Here is a 13,971-nt window from a genome sequence, read left to right on the forward strand (position 1 = left end):
GTTAGGCGCTGGCCGCCGCAACCGCCAGATCGGCCAGACGTCCAATCGCCTCGCGACTGTCGGCCACCGCGATGAAGCGCGCGTTGTGGCAGAACTTCGCTCCTGGCACGCCGCTGGCCTCCTCTAACGCCGCATCGGTCAGCCCGGCCCACGGTTCGGGCAGGTCGGCGCGGCTTTCGAAACTGTCGCCGCTTTTGCGGATCGTCGTCAGAACCCAGTCGCCATTGCGCGGATGAATAACGAACAGCAGACGATCGGCGCCCGCTTTCTCCACCGCCGAGCGGAACGGCATCCCCCGTGGCAGTTCCAGAACACGCCCCTCGCCTGCGGCCTCGATCGCGCTCAGGACCATCGTTTCGGCACGGCGTTTGCCCGCCCGGCCCCGGATCGCCGCCTCGACAAACGCCCGCGCCACGCCCAGTGCGGCGGCGAAGGCGTGATCATCTGCGCCCGGCGCGTCATCGTCGAACGCGGGCTTCAGGCTTTCCAGCAGCGCAGACAGCGTCAGCCCGGCCAGCGGTCCGGCAACCGACGGCTCCAGCGCGCCGTTGTCGATCAGGTCGATAGGCAGCACGAACCCCTTGTCGAAGCTGCGGTAAATATCGTCCACATCGGCCTCGGGCACGTCGAGCGCCCGCAGATAGTCGTGGCCATAATGCTTCCAGATCAGCCCAAAGGAGCTATAGGGCTGCTCGTCCTCCCGCAGCGGCACCGGGCGCTGGTGATGATCGAAGATGCGCTGTTCAGGGTCATAGTCCCGGCCCACATCGTAGATGATCTTGCCCTCGCCGGGGGCGATCACCGCCGCATCGCGCGACCGCACCACCGACGCCTCCGGATAGAGCCGGGTCAGGATCACGGAAGACAAAAGTTCGTCCGCGTGGAAGCCGCCGGAATGGGTGACGAGATGGGTGATGGTCATGAAAATGCCCTGCAAAAGAAACGGGCGACCGGATGGGTCGCCCTGAATGGTCATGGGATCGCGCCACGCTCGGGAGCGGCAACGAAGAAATTCCGGATCAGTGCGTCCAGACGGTGCGGCGATCGGTGGCGAAGTTTTCGCCATAGCCGCGCGGACGAACATTGGCGCGGCGCGGCTTCGGCTCCATCACGACGTAATCCAGACCGTGGGATTTGGCGTAGTCGATCGCGGCTTCTTTGCTGTCAAAACTGAGCCGCACCTGACTTTGCGTGTCCGAGGAACTGGTCCAGCCCATCAGCGGATCGACCTCGCGCGAGGAGGCCGGGGCGAAATCCAGACGCCACAGCTTGGTCTTGGCGGTGCCGGACTGCATCGCGTTACGGGCGGGTCGGTAGATTCTGGCGCGCATGGTCGGGGCTCCTGAAGGTTCGGTGTCTTATCGGGGATCGCGGCGCGTCGGGCAAGGGGGTGGTGGCCGCCACAGGCCCCTCTTTCCTGCGATAAACCGGCGCGTTTTGGTCTCCGCATCTTGAATTAGAACAAAAACGGATCAAGTGTCACCGAGTTCCCCGGAGACCGAGATGCCCTACGCCCTGACCGATACGTCCGAGATTCCCCTGCTCCACAGCCCCGCGCCCGATGTCAAATCGCGGCCGAAGCTGGAGGGTGGCCGCAAGTTCGTGATGCAGACGGAGTTCGAGGCCGCAGGGGACCAGCCGTCTGCGATTGCGGAACTGACGGAGGGCGTGCGCAACGGCGAGCGCGATCAGGTTCTGCTGGGCGCGACCGGCACGGGCAAGACCTTTACCATGGCGCGGATCATCGAGGAGACCCAGCGCCCGGCGATCATCCTTGCCCCGAACAAGACGCTCGCCGCCCAGCTATACGGGGAGTTCAAGGGCTTCTTCCCCGATAACGCGGTCGAGTATTTTGTCAGCTACTACGATTACTATCAGCCCGAAGCCTATGTGCCGCGCTCCGACACCTTCATCGAGAAGGAAAGCCAGATTAACGAACAGATCGACCGGATGCGCCATTCGGCCACCCGGGCGCTGCTGGAACGCGATGACGTGATCATCGTGGCGTCGGTGTCGTGCATCTACGGTATCGGTTCGGTCGAGACCTACGGCGCGATGACGCAGGATCTGATCGCCGGGCAGGAATACGACCAGCGCAAGGTGATCGCCGATCTGATCGCACAGCAATACCGGCGCAACGATCAGGCGTTCCAGCGCGGCAGCTTCCGCGTGCGCGGCGATGTGCTGGAACTGTGGCCCGCCCACCTTGAGGACCGCGCGTGGCGGCTGTCCTTTTTTGGCGAGGAGCTAGAGGGCATCACCGAATTCGACCCCCTGACGGGGCAGAAGACGGGCAGCTTCGATCAGATCCGCATTTACGCCAACAGCCACTACGTCACGCCGAAACCGACGATGCAGCAGGCGGTGCAGAGCATCAAGAAAGAGCTGCGCCAGCGGCTCGATCAGCTGGTGAACGAGGGTAAGCTGCTGGAAGCGCAGCGACTGGAGCAGCGCACCAATTTCGATATCGAGATGCTGGAGGCCACGGGGGTCTGCAACGGCATCGAGAACTATTCCCGCTATCTGACGGGCCGCGCACCGGGTGAGCCGCCCCCCACCCTGTTCGAGTTCATCCCCGACAACGCCATCGTGTTCGCTGATGAAAGCCACGTCTCCGTGCCGCAGATCGGTGGCATGTATCGGGGCGACTACCGACGGAAATTCACGCTGGCGGAGCATGGCTTCCGCTTGCCCTCCTGCATGGACAACCGCCCGCTGAAGTTCGAGGAATGGGACGCGATGCGCCCGCAATCGGTCTTTGTCTCGGCCACGCCCGCATCATGGGAGCTGGAGCAGACCGGCGGGGTTTTCACCGAACAGGTCATTCGCCCGACCGGCCTGCTCGACCCGCAGATCGAAATCCGCCCCGTGGAAATGCAGGTGGACGATCTGCTGGACGAAATCCGCAAAGTGTCAGCGCAGGGCTACCGCACGCTGTGCACCACCCTGACTAAACGCATGGCCGAGGATCTGACCGAATATCTGCACGAGCAGGGCATCAAGGTGCGCTACATGCACAGCGACATCGACACGATCGAGCGGATCGAGATCCTGCGCGATCTGCGGCTGGGCGCGTTTGACGTGCTGATCGGCATCAACCTGCTGCGCGAAGGGCTCGACATCCCCGAATGCGGTCTGGTGGCGATCCTCGACGCGGATAAGGAGGGCTTCCTGCGGTCTGAGACCTCGCTGGTGCAGACCATCGGCCGGGCCGCGCGGAATGCCGATGGGCGGGTTATCATGTATGCCGACCGCATTACCGGCTCGATGGAGCGGGCGATGGCGGAAACTGATCGCCGCCGCGCCAAACAGATCGCCTATAACGAGGAACACGGCATCACCCCAGCCACCGTGCGCAAGAATGTCGATGACATCCTCGCCGGGCTTTACAAGGGTGATGTGGACATGAACCGCGTCACCGCCCAGATCGACAAGCCGATGCATGGGGCCAATCTGGAGGCGCATCTCGACGCCCTGCGCGTGCAAATGCGCAAGGCTGCCGAGAACCTCGAGTTCGAGGAAGCCGCCCGCCTGCGCGACGAGGTCAAGCGGCTGGAAGCGGTCGATCTGGCCATTGCCGACGATCCAATGGCGCGACAGGCCGCAGTGGCAGCGGCGGGCGAGGCCGCGACCAAGGCGCGCGGACGGTCCACCGCCGGACGCCCGGGACAACGTGGCGGCAACGTGCAACGACGCAAAAAGCGGTGACCGCGCCTTAACGAGCGGCAGGGCTACGGGAGGGGCTCGGCCATGATCACGCGGATCGAGGACTATTTCACGCGCGGCTGCGGGCGCTGCGACCGCTTCGACGGGCCGGACTGCTCAGTGCATCACTGGGCAGCGGGGTTATCGGCTCTGCGGCAGATTTGCCTTGAGGCGGGCCTTACGGAGACGGTGAAATGGGGTCAGCCCTGCTACACCCATGCCGGGCGCAATATCGCCATTCTCGGTGCGTTTCGCGAAAATTTCTGCCTGACCTTTTTCAAGGCCGGTCTGCTGGACGACCCGGACCGGTTATTGGAACGGGCCGGACCAAACACCCAGACTGCGGGCGTTCTGCGTTTCACCGAAGTGGAGGCCCCCGCAGAACGGGCCGATGCGATCCGCGACTTCCTGCACCAGCTAAAGCACCACGCAGAGGCGGGTACCAAGCCGTCCCGACAGACCCCCCGCGTCGACCTGCCCGAGGATCTGGTGGAGGCGCTCGACGACGACCCGGATCTGGCCGCCGCCTTCCACGCGCTCACCCCCGGACGCCAGCGCAGCTACGTCATCACCCTGTCGGGCGCGAAAAAACCCGAGACGCGGGCGCGCCGCATTCTCGGGTTTCGGGAGCGTATCCTGTTGAGCCGTGGCGCGACGGAACGGTAAGCCCATCCTAGAAGTCGAATATCTCGCTCAGGATGTTCTTCTTCTTGCGCTTTTTATACTGATAGTATGCCCGATCATCCCGCTCCGATCCGCGCGCATCCCGGTCGCGATAGTCATCGTCGCGATAGCGGGGGCGGTAGGGTTCTTGATAAACCCGCGGCTCCTCGCGGTAGCTGGGATCGGCCCAAGGCTCGGAACGGTAGCGCTCATCCCGAAACGGCTCCGACTGCGGCGGCACATCGGGACGCGGCGGCTCCGTCGTGGTGCTGGCGGCCTCATCCGTCGCCTTATCGATGATCTTGTCCAACTCGCCCCGGTCCAGCCAAACACCACGGCATTTGGGGCAATAGTCGATCTCGACCCCGTGGCGTTCCGTCATCAGCAGGTCGCTCTGGTCAATCGGGCATTTCATCGGTGTCTCCTGTCGTCACTACAGCTCAGGTAGGAAGCGCCCCGAATTCGCGCAACCCGACCTCACGAAAGGCTCAGGTCCGCGCCGTCAGTCAAAGATGATCTTTGCCAAGCCGACCAGAACGACAGCGCCGACCAGCGCCAACACCAGCACGATCAGCACGCCCCCAGCGGCCAGCAGACCGACGCCCAGAAGCCCGGCGATGAGCGGCGCCATCAACGCGCCCAGAACCCCGATCACCATGTATTTCGCGCGGTTGCGCCCGCCCGAGATCATCGAGGCGATGTAGCCCGCGCCCAGCCCGATCAGGATCAGCAGGATCAGGCTCACCCAGCCCACCGCTTCGAAGAAGGTTTCCATTTCACAACGTCCTTTCAACACTTAGTTGCAGGCAGAACGCGCGAGACGGCAGCCCGGTTCACGCATGCCGCACATTCGCGCGCGCCTGCGTGAACCGACGGGGATCAGGCAGCGAGCCCGCGCCCCTTTAACAGGGCTTCCACCCCCGGCAGCCGTCCGCGAAACGCGGTGTAAAGCGCCTCTGCCTCCCGGCTGTGGCCTGCCGACAAGACATGCTCTTCCAGCCGCCGGGCGGTCGCGGGGTCGAATGGATCGCCCGTCTCGCCAAAGGCATCGAAGGCGTCCGCGTCCATCACCTCGGACCACATGTAGCTGTAATAGGCGCTGGCATAGCCCCCGGCGAAGACATGCGAAAAATGCGGCGTCGCGTGGCGCATCCGGATCGCGCGCGGCATGCCCAGAGCTTCCAGCACCTCGGCCTGTTTCTGCATCGGATCGGCAGGCGGCGGCCCGGCGTGGAATTCCAGATCCACCAGCGCGGAGCCGATATATTCGACGGTGTTGAACCCCATGTCGAAGGTCGCCGCGCCCAGCACCCGGTCCAGCATCTCCTGCGGCATCGGTGCGCCGGTTTCGGCGTGCAGCGCGTGGGTTTTCAGCACCTCCGGCACTTCCAGCCAGTGTTCGTAAAGCTGAGACGGCAGTTCGACGAAATCGCGCGGCACTGACGTGCCAGAGATCATTTCATAGGTCACATCGCTCAGCATCTGATGCAGCGCATGGCCAAACTCATGAAACAACGTGCGCGCATCGTCATAGCTTAGCAGCGCGGGCTGGCCCTCTGGCGGCTTGGCGAAATTACAGACATTGACCACCAGCGGGCGCACATCGCCGCCCAGTTTGCGCTGCGATCGCAGTGCGGAACACCATGCGCCGGACCGCTTGCCCCCGCGCGCGAAGTAATCGCAAATCAGAACCGCCACATGTTCGCCATCGCGGGTCACGTCCCACGCCATCGCGTCTGAATGGTGCAGAGGCACGTCCAGCGGGGCGAATTCAAGCCCGAACAACCGGTGCGCGCAGTCCTGTGCTGCGCCAATCATGTTTTCCAGCCGCAAGTAGGGTTTGACCTGCGCTTCATCCAGATCGTGCTCGGCCATACGGCGTTTTTCGGCGTAGTAGCGCCAGTCCCACGGCTCCAGCGGCCCGTCAATGCCATCGGCGTGCAGCATGCGTTCCAACACCTCGGCATCCGCCAGCGCGGCGGCCCGGGCCGGGGTCCAGACCTGCATCAGCAGATCGCGCACCGCCTGCGGTGTCTTGGCCATCTCGGTTTCCAACCGATAGTCGGAATAGCTGTCATAGCCCAGAAGCGCACTGCGCTCTGCCCGCAGGGCCAGCATTTCGGCGGCAATCGCGCGGTTGTCGGTGTCCCCACCGAACGCACCACGCCCGGTCCATGCCTCATAGGCGGTTCGGCGCAGATCCCGACGCGGGCTGAATTGCAAAAACGGCACAAGAATCGAACGCGAGAGCGTCAGCACAGGCCCCGCCTTGCCACGCTCCTCTCCGGCGGCGCGAGCACCGTCACGCACGAAATCGGGCAAACCGATTAGGTCGTCTTCGGTCAGGTCCAGCAGCCAATCGCGTTCGTCCGCCAGCAGGTTTTGTCCGAACCGGGTCGACAGCTCCGACAGCCGGGCATCGATCAGCCGCAGCCGCTCGCGATCAGCCCCCTCCAGCGCCGCGCCCGACCGCACGAAGCTGCGATGCCGCAATTCCAGAACGCGCGCCTGTTCGTCGGTGAGGTCCAGTGCGTCACGCTGCTGCCACAGGGCATCGATGCGGGCGAACAGATCGGCATTCAGCATGATGTCGGAGCCGTAGGCCGACAACAGCGGCGAGAAATCCCGCTGCAATGCTTCGCGCGTCGGCGTGCTGTCGACGGAGGTCTGGAAGAAGAACACCGACAGCACCCGCCCCAGATCGTCGTCGGCCAGTTCCAGCGCGTCGATGGTGTTGGCGAAGGTCGGCGGCTCTGGGTTGGTGGCAATCTGCGCGATGCGGTCGCGGCCCTCGGCCAGCGTCTGCTCCACCGCCGGGGCGAAATGGGCGTCTTCGATTTCGGCGAATGGCGGCAGGTCGAACGGCGTGGTCCAGCGGGCGGTCAACGGGTTGGTCATGCGGCACTCCTTTGTCGGTTCAGAGCTATGCCTTGCCGTCGCCGGTTTCCAGTGGCTGTTACGCAGGCGCCGCGCCGGGATCGCCGCAGACAGGGCAGGACGGGTCGCGACGCAGGGTGATTTTCCGGGTCTCCCCCCACAGTGCGTCGTAGATCAGCATATCCCCCCGCAGCGGCTGTCCGGCATCCGTGATAAGCTTCACCGTCTCCACCGCCATCATCGCGCCGATCACACCCGGCAACGGGCCCAGCACGCCGCCTTCGGCACAGCTGGGCGCCATTCCGGGGGCCGGGGCCCTGGGGAAGACACAGCGGTAACAGGGGCCGGATCGGGCGGGATCGAACACCGAAATCTGCCCTTCCCACTGTGACAACGCGCCGGAGACAAGCGGCACCCCCGCCGCGACAGCCGCCGCGTTGACGGTGTAGCGGGTTTCGGTGCTGTCGCTGCCATCCAAGATCACGTCGTAGTCGCGCGCAAGCTCCAGCGCGATGTCGTCGTCCAGCCGGCGGTGATAGGGCCGCAGGGTGACGAAGGGATTTAGCTCCGCCACGGTCTGCTGCGCCGAGAAAACCTTGGGCATACCAATGGATGCGTCCCGGTGGATCACCTGACGTTGCAGATTGGAATTGTCCACGGCATCGTCATCGATCACGCCAATGCTGCCGACCCCGGCAGCAGCAAGGTAAAGCAAAGCGGGGGAGCCCAGCCCGCCCGCGCCCACGACCAGCACCCGTGCATTGCGCAGTCGGGTCTGACCGGGGCCGCCGATCTCCCGCAGGACGATATGGCGCGAATAACGGTCAAGCTCGGTCTCCGAAAAGCGTCCGCTGCGGGCGGCATGTTCGGTGTCCGCTGTGTCACCGGGGCCGGAGCGCGCCCGCGCGCGCAGCTGGCGCAAACCTGCGCGGTAGATCAAAACCAGCGCCGCCGCCCCGCCCAGCAACAGCCACATTGCGGCCGAACCACCGGTGGCCGCACGCAGCGCGTTGCCGTCGGGCAGGACCACATGCACCCCCAGCACCGCGATATAGAGCAGACCGATCATCAGCCAGCGCGCCTGACGCGGCACACCCGTCAGACGGCCCACGCCCCACAGCGCAGCAGCAAGGAGGAGCACCAAAACCATCGCCGGTCAGGCCTGCCCAGTCGAACCGAAACCACCGCTGCCGCGCGCGGTGTCGCCCAGCGTTTCGACCAGTTCCACCCCGGCCTGCACCACTGGCGCCACGATCAGTTGCGCGATCCGGTCGCCGTGCCGAATGGTATAGGCCGTCTCGCCCAGATTGATGACGATCACTCCCAACGGACCTCGGTAATCGCTGTCGATGGTGCCCGGCGTGTTCAGCAAGGTCAGCCCGTGTTTCAACGCCAGTCCGGAGCGTGGACGCAACTGCATTTCAAACCCGCCGGGGATCTCTACGCGCAGCCCGGTGGGCACCAGCCCCCGTTGCATCGGCTGTAGAGTCAGTCCCGCAGCCCGGTCGGCGGGGGCAAGGTTGGCTCGAATGTCGGCCCCTGCGGCGCCTGCGGTCTCATAACCCGGCAAGGCCACGTCACGGTCAGCATCCGCATCCCAAGTGAACTTCAAAACGGGTCGCGTGGTCATCGGAGGACTCCTGTGGCGGGGGGACGGGGAGAGGGAGCGCAGACAGGCGGCATCAGCCCGTCAGCGCCTGTGCGATCCGCGCGGCCAGACGTTCGCCGACCTCGGCTTTCGGCAGGCGGGGCCATGTCTCCGCCCCGTCGGCGGTAATCAGGGTTACGGCGTTTTCGGTGCCGCCCATGATCCCCGTCGCGGGGGAGACATCATTGGCGACGATCCAGTCACAGCCCTTGCGCAGACGCTTGGCGGTCGCATGGGCAAGCACATCATCGGTTTCGGCGGCGAAGCCCACGACCAGCGGCGGACGCGCCGGCCCGGAGGCAGAGATTTCGGCCAGAATATCCGGGTTTTCAGCAAAATCGAGATGGGGCAGACGCCCCTGCCCGTCCTTCTTGATCTTCGTTTGGGTCGCGTTGATGACATGCCAATCCGCCACCGCTGCCGCGCAGATGACCGCATCGGCAGGCAACGCCGACATAACCGCATCGCGCATCTCGCGCGCGGTCTCCACCTGCGTCACCTCCACCCCGTCGGGCAGGGGCACCTGCGCCGGCCCGGTGACGAAGCTGACCCGTGCACCAAGACCTGCAAGCGCGCGCGCCACCGCCGTGCCCTGCGCACCCGACGACCGGTTGGCGATGTAGCGCACCGGATCAATCGGCTCATGGGTGGGTCCAGAGGTCACGATCACATGCTTCCCCGCAAGCGGCCCATCGCCAAGCGCGGCGGTCATCGCCGCGATGATCTGCGGCACCTCGGCCAGCCTGCCGGGACCGAATTCACCGCAGGCCATCTGTCCTTCATCCGGCCCCGCGACGCGGATACCGTCTGCCCGCAACTGCGCCAGATTGCGCTGGGTGGCGGGGTGATTCCACATGCGGACATTCATGGCCGGGGCGATCAGCACCGGCGTATCCGTGGCCAACAGCAACGTGGTGGCCAGATCATCGGCCTGCCCGCCTGCCATCCGCGCCATCAGATGCGCGGTCGCAGGAGCCACGACAATCAGATCGGCAGAGCGGCTAAGTTCGATATGCCCCATCTCGGCCTCGGCGGTCAGATCGAACAAATGCCTGTGCACGGTCTGCCCGGCCAGCGCAGCAACCGAAAGCGGTGTCACGAATTCTTCGGCTGCGCGGGTCAGCACCGGACTGACCGTCGCCCCCTGTTCCCGCAGGCGGCGGATCAGGTCCAGCGCCTTATAGGCGGCAATGCCGCCGCCGATGATCAACAGGATACGCTTGCCCGCCAACATGATGCGGCCCCCCGGATGGTTCGGGCGAAACCTATGCGCAGGGCTAGCGCGCGGCAAGGGTGGCTGCCGACAGGTGCCCCCACGCAAAAGGGCCGGCCCATCAGCCGACCCTTTGCAGAGCATTTGTGTCTAAGATGTCAGGCGAAGAATTCCTGCACTTCGACCGCTTCGGTTTCCAGCGTGCGCCGCATCTTGGTAAAGGCCGCAGCTTCCAGCTGCCGTACACGCTCCTTCGACAAGCCCAGTTCGGTGCCGAGGCTTTCCAGCGTGCGAGGCTGATCGCGCAGCTTGCGCTCGGTCACGATGAACCGCTCCCGCTCGTTCAGGCGCCCCATTGCGGACACCAGCCAGTTGCGGAGCGTTTCAAGGTCGTGATTACGCTCGACGCGGGCGGCGGCCTGCTCGGCGTCATCCTCCAGCGTTTCGATCCATTCGCGGCCTTCTTCGTCGCTCGACTGCGTCGCGTTGAGCGAGAAGTCAGACCCGGACAGTCGGCCCTCCATCATCTCCACATCGGCAAGCGGCACGCCCACTTCGGTGGAAATCAGATGGCGCAGCTGATGGCCGTCCAGCTTACGCCCTTCGGACGCGGCTTCGCGTTCCAGCCGGGCCTGCACGCGGCGCATGTTGAAAAAGAGGCTCTTCTGCGACGAGGTCGACCCGGTGCGCACCATCGACCAGTTGCGCATGACGTGATCTTGGATCGATGCCTTGATCCACCACACCGCATAGGTCGAAAAACGCACGCCGCGATCAGGGTCGAATTTGTCAGCGGCCTTCATCAGACCCAGCGAAGCTTCTTGGATAAGGTCGTTCATCGGGGCGCCGTAGCGCTTGAACTTCGCCGCCATCGAGATGGCAAGGCGCATATAGGCGGTGACCAACCGGTGCAGCGCGGCTTCGTCGCGATGGTCGCGCCAAGCAAAGGCCAACTGCAATTCCGTTTCGGCGTCGAGCAGTTCGGCCTGCATCGCGCGCCGGGACAGGGATTTGTCGAAGTCGCCGTCGAGAGCCATGTGGTGTTCCCCTGTTCCTGCGTCCCGGATCACGTTCGCGGCCTGCCGCGGCTGTCCGGTCCTGTCTGCTGTATTCGGGGGAACTACGCGCGACCCCCGCATCGGGTTCATCGCGTTTTGATCCTTCCAGCGGGGGAGAGAGGCCGCACAGACACCGAATTTCGCCTTCCGCGCCCTTGTCCCGCCCAAGGATCGGCCTAGCGTCCGCCCTGAAAAACAAGGCATCGGCACGGGTTTTCAGCCCCCGACGCCCGGCGTTGAGGCACGAGGTCAGAACGCACGAAAAAAATTTTGTGCAGGCGAAGAATTTCTGACGGTGGATTGGCCGAATGCCCAAAACTTTGGCAATTACGACTGGACCATGACATAGCACGCGGCACTCGCAGGACCAGTCAGTCCGCCGGAAATCGGGCTTCACCGAGCGTGATGCCACGCCGCACGAAATGTCGTTTGCCGGAGGACGGCGAGATGGTCACTCTCCGCCCATGACATATGATCTCATCATCGGCGACCGCCTCTATTCCAGTTGGTCCCTGCGCGGCTGGCTCAGCCTCGCCGCGTTTAACCTGCCCCACCGCGTCACGCTGGCCGGGCTATATGCTGGCACCTTGGCGGAGGATCTCGCCCCCCACGCCCCGGCACGCACCGTCCCGGTGCTGATCCTCCCTGATGGTCAGGCCGTCCAAGACACTCTGGCAATCGCCGAGACCCTGGCCGAACGGCATCCCGAAGCAGGGCTGTGGCCAGCCGATCCCGGCGCCCGTGCCATGGCGCGCTGGCTGGTCGCAGAAATGCATTCCGGGTTCATGGCACTGCGCGAAGCCTGCCCGATGAACCTCGAACATCGGTGGCAGAGCTTTGCGCCATCGGATGCGGTGCTGCGGGATCTTGGCCGGATCGACACCCTCTGGACCGCCGCGCGTGACAGGTTCGGAGCAGCGGACAGCCCGTGGCTGTTTGGCGCGTATTCGTTGGCTGATGTGTTCTACGCCCCTGTCGCGGCGCGGGTGGCAGGCTATGGGCTGCCTATGTCCCACGCGGGACAAACCTATGTCACGGCTCAACTCACCCATCCGCTCTTTCAGGACTGGCGCAACGCCGCGCTGCAGGAGCCGGTGACGCCCCGCCCCTATCGCCATCCCCTGCCCGAAGCGCCGTGGCCCGTTAACCACATCTAAGGATTTCGCCGCTCAACTGGCCCGGACCTGCCCCGACGGAGAGCGTGATGCAGTCCTGTGCCCATACCGTCAGCTTCGACGGCATCCGCGCGATGCCGGTGGAGGTGCAATGCGCTGTCACGGCAGGCATGCCCAATTTCGGCATCGTCGGCCTGCCCGACAAGGCCGTGAGCGAGGCGCGCGACCGCATTCGGGCGGCGTTGTCGGCGATGTCGGTCGCGCTGCCCTCCAAGCGCATCACCGTCAACCTCGCCCCTGCGGACCTGCCAAAAATCGGCGCGCATTTCGATCTGCCCATCGCTCTCGCATTGTTGGCCGCCGTGGAATACCTGCCCGCCGACGCCATCGAAGACCTGATCGCGATGGGAGAGCTGTCGCTGAATGGTCGGCTGGCGGCAGTGCCCGGAACCCTGCCCGCCGCCGTCACCGCCGCCGAACAGGGGCGCGGGCTTATCTGCTCGGAGCCCAGCGCCGCCGAAGCCGCGTGGGTTTCCGCGACGCCGGTTTATGGCGCTCCCACGCTCGACGCTGCGATCCGGCATTTGCTGGGCCAGCGCCCGCTGACCCCTGCCAGCCCCGGCACCGCTGCGCCGCAGCCACCCGGTGCCGGCGACTACCGGGACGTAAAGGGACAGGATCGCGCCAAACGCGCCGCCGAAATTGCCGCCGCCGGACGACACCACCTGATGATGGTCGGTCCACCTGGATCAGGCAAATCCATGATCGCCCAGCGTCTGCCATCGATCCTGCCGCCCTTGACCGCCGCTGAGGCGCTGGAAACCTCGATGATCCTCTCGGTCGCAGGCCAACTGTCAGGCGGACAGATCAGCCGCACCCGCCCCTATCGCGCGCCACATCACACCGCATCGAAGCCCGCTTTGGTCGGCGGAGGCAAAGGCGCCCGCCCGGGGGAAGTGTCGCTAGCCCATAACGGCGTGCTGTTTCTGGACGAATTGCCGGAGTTTCCGCGCACGGTTCTGGAAACCCTGCGCCAGCCTATCGAAAGCAGCAACATCACGGTCAGCCGCGCGGCCCATCACACCGAATATCCCTGCCGGTTTTTGTTGGTCGCCGCCGCCAATCCCTGCCGGTGCGGGCACATGACCGACGCCGCGCGCGCCTGTGCCCGGGTGCCGCTATGCGGCGCCGATTATCTGGGCCGGATTTCGGGGCCCCTGCTCGACCGGTTCGATCTGCGGGTGGATGTGCCCGCGGTGGGCATTCTGGAACTGGAGATGCCCCCGCCCAGCGAGGGATCGAGCGATATCGCCGCGCGGGTTCAGGCCGCCCGGGAGCGACAGACCGCACGCTTCGCCAGCGACTTCCCCGATAGCGGTTGCCTGACGAATTCCGACGCGGAGGGAGACGTGCTGCAACAGATTGCCCCCCTCGACGGGGAGGGGCAGGAGCTGATGCGGCGGGCCGCGGACCGTCTGCGACTGTCCGCACGCGCCTATCATCGGGTGCTGCGGGTGGCCCGCACCATCGCCGATCTGGCAGGATCGGATGACGTGCGCCGCCCGCATCTGGCCGAGGCGATCAGCTACCGGCTGTCCGACCTGACCGCGCCCCGCCCGACGCCGCCTCCGGCGTCCGGCGCGCAGCGGGCCCGGCCTCAAACCAGATCGTCATAGGCCGGGGTGTTGCGCG

The 13,971-nt window shown here is 65.2% G+C and carries 13 protein-coding genes; 4 read left to right on the top strand and 9 right to left on the bottom strand.

Annotated elements, in window-relative coordinates; genetic code table 11:
• Position 1 precedes the first annotated feature (1 nt).
• Positions 2 to 922: an MYG1 family protein gene (locus CBW24_RS14235; protein ID WP_097374256.1), complete on the bottom strand. Its 921-nt coding sequence runs from the start codon at positions 920 to 922 to the stop codon at positions 2 to 4.
• A gap of 97 nt (positions 923 to 1,019) precedes the next feature.
• Complete coding sequence (locus CBW24_RS14240) at positions 1,020 to 1,331, bottom strand: ETC complex I subunit (RefSeq protein ID WP_088662690.1); 312 nt, start codon at positions 1,329 to 1,331, stop codon at positions 1,020 to 1,022.
• A 172-nt stretch (positions 1,332 to 1,503) separates the two neighbouring features.
• Between CBW24_RS14240 and uvrB the strand changes: the two genes are divergently transcribed.
• Positions 1,504 to 3,708 (top strand): excinuclease ABC subunit UvrB, encoded by a 2,205-nt coding sequence (gene uvrB / locus CBW24_RS14245; protein WP_088662691.1) that lies wholly within the window; start codon positions 1,504 to 1,506, stop codon positions 3,706 to 3,708.
• Between the two features lie 42 nt (positions 3,709 to 3,750).
• Positions 3,751 to 4,371 carry a YdeI/OmpD-associated family protein gene (locus CBW24_RS14250; protein ID WP_097373951.1) on the top strand — a complete coding sequence of 207 codons (621 nt, stop codon included), beginning with the start codon at positions 3,751 to 3,753 and terminating at the stop codon, positions 4,369 to 4,371.
• Between the two features lie 7 nt (positions 4,372 to 4,378).
• On the opposite strand, the gene CBW24_RS18840 is transcribed toward CBW24_RS14250, so the two are convergent.
• The 7 genes from CBW24_RS18840 to CBW24_RS14285 all read right to left on the bottom strand — a co-directional run bounded on the left by CBW24_RS18840 (position 4,379) and on the right by CBW24_RS14285 (position 11,143).
• Positions 4,379 to 4,783, bottom strand: a complete 405-nt coding sequence (locus CBW24_RS18840; protein WP_097373952.1) for a TFIIB-type zinc ribbon-containing protein — start codon at positions 4,781 to 4,783, stop codon at positions 4,379 to 4,381.
• An 87-nt stretch (positions 4,784 to 4,870) separates the two neighbouring features.
• Positions 4,871 to 5,143: a GlsB/YeaQ/YmgE family stress response membrane protein gene (locus CBW24_RS14260; RefSeq protein ID WP_088662694.1), complete on the bottom strand. Its 273-nt coding sequence runs from the start codon at positions 5,141 to 5,143 to the stop codon at positions 4,871 to 4,873.
• Between the two features lie 104 nt (positions 5,144 to 5,247).
• A complete protein-coding gene (locus CBW24_RS14265; RefSeq protein ID WP_097373953.1) occupies positions 5,248 to 7,266 on the bottom strand; it encodes a M3 family metallopeptidase in 2,019 nt (672 codons plus the stop codon).
• 58 nt (positions 7,267 to 7,324) lie between these two features.
• Positions 7,325 to 8,395, bottom strand: a complete 1,071-nt coding sequence (locus CBW24_RS14270) for a HesA/MoeB/ThiF family protein (RefSeq protein WP_097373954.1) — start codon at positions 8,393 to 8,395, stop codon at positions 7,325 to 7,327.
• Positions 8,396 to 8,401: 6 nt separating this feature from the next.
• The gene (gene dut / locus CBW24_RS14275; RefSeq protein ID WP_097373955.1) at positions 8,402 to 8,875 is read right to left on the bottom strand and encodes a dUTP diphosphatase; all 474 of its coding nucleotides are present in this window, start codon (positions 8,873 to 8,875) and stop codon (positions 8,402 to 8,404) included.
• A gap of 52 nt (positions 8,876 to 8,927) precedes the next feature.
• Positions 8,928 to 10,127, bottom strand: a complete 1,200-nt coding sequence (gene coaBC, locus CBW24_RS14280; protein WP_097373956.1) for a bifunctional phosphopantothenoylcysteine decarboxylase/phosphopantothenate--cysteine ligase CoaBC — start codon at positions 10,125 to 10,127, stop codon at positions 8,928 to 8,930.
• A 137-nt stretch (positions 10,128 to 10,264) separates the two neighbouring features.
• Positions 10,265 to 11,143: an RNA polymerase factor sigma-32 gene (locus CBW24_RS14285; protein WP_088662699.1), complete on the bottom strand. Its 879-nt coding sequence runs from the start codon at positions 11,141 to 11,143 to the stop codon at positions 10,265 to 10,267.
• Between the two features lie 485 nt (positions 11,144 to 11,628).
• On the opposite strand from CBW24_RS14285, the gene CBW24_RS14290 reads away from it, so the two are divergent.
• Together CBW24_RS14290 and CBW24_RS14295 are read left to right on the top strand one after the other, a co-directional pair.
• On the top strand, positions 11,629 to 12,321 hold the full coding sequence (locus CBW24_RS14290) for a glutathione S-transferase (RefSeq protein ID WP_097373957.1): 693 nt from the start codon (positions 11,629 to 11,631) through the stop codon (positions 12,319 to 12,321).
• A 47-nt stretch (positions 12,322 to 12,368) separates the two neighbouring features.
• Positions 12,369 to 13,955 carry a YifB family Mg chelatase-like AAA ATPase gene (locus tag CBW24_RS14295; RefSeq protein WP_097373958.1) on the top strand — a complete coding sequence of 529 codons (1,587 nt, stop codon included), beginning with the start codon at positions 12,369 to 12,371 and terminating at the stop codon, positions 13,953 to 13,955.
• The last annotated feature ends 16 nt before the right edge of the window (positions 13,956 to 13,971 follow it).

Origin of the sequence: Pacificitalea manganoxidans (assembly GCF_002504165.1) — a bacterium.
GTDB classification, from domain to species: domain Bacteria; phylum Pseudomonadota; class Alphaproteobacteria; order Rhodobacterales; family Rhodobacteraceae; genus Pacificitalea; species Pacificitalea manganoxidans.